4 protein-coding genes are annotated in these 2,707 nt (G+C 72.1%); 1 reads left to right on the top strand and 3 read right to left on the bottom strand.

Annotated elements, in window-relative coordinates; translation table 11 throughout:
* Positions 1-472, bottom strand: a 472-nt coding sequence (locus ACIKT0_RS16590) for a PAS domain-containing protein (protein WP_407106486.1), incomplete at its 3' end; no start/stop codon positions are given.
* A gap of 224 nt (positions 473-696) precedes the next feature.
* Here ACIKT0_RS16590 and argE point away from each other — a divergent pair.
* A complete protein-coding gene (gene argE / locus ACIKT0_RS16595) occupies positions 697-1,854 on the top strand; it encodes an acetylornithine deacetylase (RefSeq protein WP_407106487.1) in 1,158 nt (385 codons plus the stop codon).
* A 3-nt stretch (positions 1,855-1,857) separates the two neighbouring features.
* On the opposite strand, the gene ACIKT0_RS16600 is transcribed toward argE, so the two are convergent.
* Complete coding sequence (locus ACIKT0_RS16600) at positions 1,858-2,064, bottom strand: hypothetical protein (RefSeq protein ID WP_407106488.1); 207 nt, start codon at positions 2,062-2,064, stop codon at positions 1,858-1,860.
* A gap of 54 nt (positions 2,065-2,118) precedes the next feature.
* A partial coding sequence (locus tag ACIKT0_RS16605) for a diacylglycerol/lipid kinase family protein (RefSeq protein WP_407106489.1) occupies positions 2,119-2,707 on the bottom strand: 589 nt, incomplete at its 5' end.

Genomic DNA, 2,707 nt, shown 5'->3' on the forward strand with positions numbered 1-2,707 from the left:
CGGTCTCCTGCCGCGCGGCCGCCTCGCGCAGGCGCGCGGCCTCGTCGATGTCGTCGCCGACGCAGAACCAGCGGGTGATGGCGCCGCGCTCGTCCCGCACCGGCCAGCCCCGGCTGAGGAACCAGCGCCAGCCGCCGTCGCCGTTCGCGAGGCGATGTTCGAGCAGGAACGGCTCGCCCAGGGCGAGGCTTCGGCTCCAGCGGGCCGCGCAGGCGTCGCGGTCGTCGGGGTGGATGCGCGACAGCCAGGCCTCCCGGCCCGTCTCAGCCTCGGCCGCTCCGGTCAGGAGGCGCCAGTGCGGATTGAAATAATCGTGCTCGCCGCTCGGAGGCGCGGACCAGACGGTCTGCGGCGCGTCGTCGGTCAGAGCCTTGAGCCAGACGTCGCGCGAACCCGGCAGGTCGAAGGCCCCCGCGCCGCTCTCCGTGGAAGCGGCGGGATCGTTCCAGAAGGTCGCAGGCATGGACGTCATCTGGCGGCCCGCTAGCTCGCCCGCCGGCGAGAATGGCCCGGCGGGACGGCGGGGAACGTCCCGCCAGGCCGAAGGCTAACATGAAATTGCTGCGGGTTGGGGAGCCCTGGCGCCCACGATGGCGTGCGCGAACGCGGCTTTCGCCCCGGGCCGCTCCGGAGCGGAAGCTTCAGCTTGGCCCGCCGAGGGTCTAGGCTGCGGCTCCCAAAGCTCACTGGCGCCAGATGATCTCCGACAAGACGATCGAGCTGCTCGGGCGACTGATCGCGTTCGACACCACCAGCCGCAACTCGAACCTGCCGCTCATCGAGCATGTCGAGGCCTATCTCGACGGCCTCGGAATCCCTCACGAGCGGGCCGCCGGCGCGCATGGCGACAAGTCCAACCTGTTCGCCACCATCGGTCCGGCCGATCGGCCGGGGATCGTGCTCTCGGGCCACACCGACGTGGTGCCGGTCGACGGCCAGCGCTGGGCGACCGATCCGTTCAGCCTGACGCGCCGCGACGGCCGGCTCTATGGCCGCGGCGCCTGCGACATGAAGGGCTTTCTGGCCGTGTGCCTCGCGCTCGCGCCCGAGATGGCGGCGGCGAAGCTCGAGATCCCGATCCACTTCGCCTTCTCCTACGACGAGGAGGTCGGCTGCCTCGGCGTTCGCGAACTGCTGGAGATGCTGGCGGCGCGGCCGGTGAGGCCGCTCGGCTGCATCGTCGGCGAGCCGACCGGGATGCAGGTGGTGATCGCGCACAAGGCGAAGCGGTCTCTCGGCGTGCTGGTGCGCGGGACCGGCGGCCATTCCTCCCGTGCGCCGGAGGCCGTCAACGCCGTCGAATACGCCGCCCGGCTGGTGACGCGCACCACCGCGATCGGGGAGCGGCTCGCCTCATCCGGGCTGCGCGACGCGCTCTACGACATTCCGCACTCAACCGCCCATGTGGGCGTGTTCCACGGCGGCGTCGCGCTCAACATCGTTCCGGACGAGGCGGTCGTGGAGCTCGAGTTCCGGGTGCTGCCCGAAGAGGACGCGGACGCTCTCGTGGCGGAGTTCCGCGCCTTCGCGGGCGAGCTGGAGGCCGAGATGAAGGCGCGCGATGCGCGCGCGGCGGTCGAGGTCTCGATGAAGTCGGAGTTCCCCGGGCTCGCCACCGCGCCCGAGGCGGACATCGTGACGCTCGTGAAACGGCTCGCCGGCCGGAACGATCACGCCAAGGTCGCCTATGGCACCGAGGCAGGGCTGTTCGTCGAGACCGCCGAGATCCCCACGGTCGTCTGCGGGCCGGGCTCGATCGCGCAGGCGCACCGCGCCGACGAATTCGTCGAGGAGGAGCAACTGGCGCAGTGCGAAGCCTTCATGCGCAGGCTGATCCGACACTGCGCGAGCTGAGGCTCAGCGCGCCTTGCGGCTCCGCCGCGCGCGCACGGGCTTGGGCGGGGGCCGCAGAGCGGTCGGAAACCACAGTTCGGCCAGGCGCCGGTTCGTCTCGGCGAGCCACGCCTCCTGCGCGCGCCGGGCTTCGGAATAGGCTTTTCCGCGCGCGGCGCCCGACCAGGCGTTCGCCGCGCTCAGCCATGCGCTCATCCAGGGATTCTTCATCGGCGTCCTCCGCTCACCCGCACAACGCGGCGGCGCCTGTCATGTTCCGCCGCCTCAGGCCGCGGGCGCGTCAGCCGGCGCGCCCAGCGGCACGATCGGCCGCATCACGGTGGCGGCGGCGGGCAGCGCCTCGTATCGCAAAGGGCAGGTTTCGCGGCTGAGTTCACCGTCAGTCGCGACCCATACGCGCCGCCGCCGGAGCTTCGTCACCACCGCTTCATGGGCGCGGAACGCCTCGATCAGCGGATTGTCGCGCCAGCCGCCGGTCATCACGTCGATGGCGAGCCGCAGCCGCTCCCGCATCCCGCCGGCGTGCGCCACCACCACCTCGATCTCGCCGCCGTCGAGCCGCGGCCGCCGCCAGCTCCGGTCGGCGAAGGCGTTGTTGGTCACGAGCACCGCGGTGGCGTCGACCCGGCGCGCCTGGCCGTCGATCACGAGCTCATAGCGCGACCGTCCGGAGCGGAAGAACGCGCGGAACGCCGCGAGCGCGAAACCGAGGTAGCGGCCGAGCCCGTGGCTGCCGCGCGCCGCCTCGCGGGCGCGCGCCATCTGGGCGAAGAAGCCGAGCCCGGAGATCGAGTGGAACGGTCGCCCGGGGCGGTCGGCGCCATGCTCGGCGTCTGGTGGATGTTCACCCACC

It is taken from the genome of Hansschlegelia beijingensis, from assembly GCF_045505405.1.
Classification (GTDB): domain Bacteria; phylum Pseudomonadota; class Alphaproteobacteria; order Rhizobiales; family Methylopilaceae; genus Methylopila; species Methylopila beijingensis_A.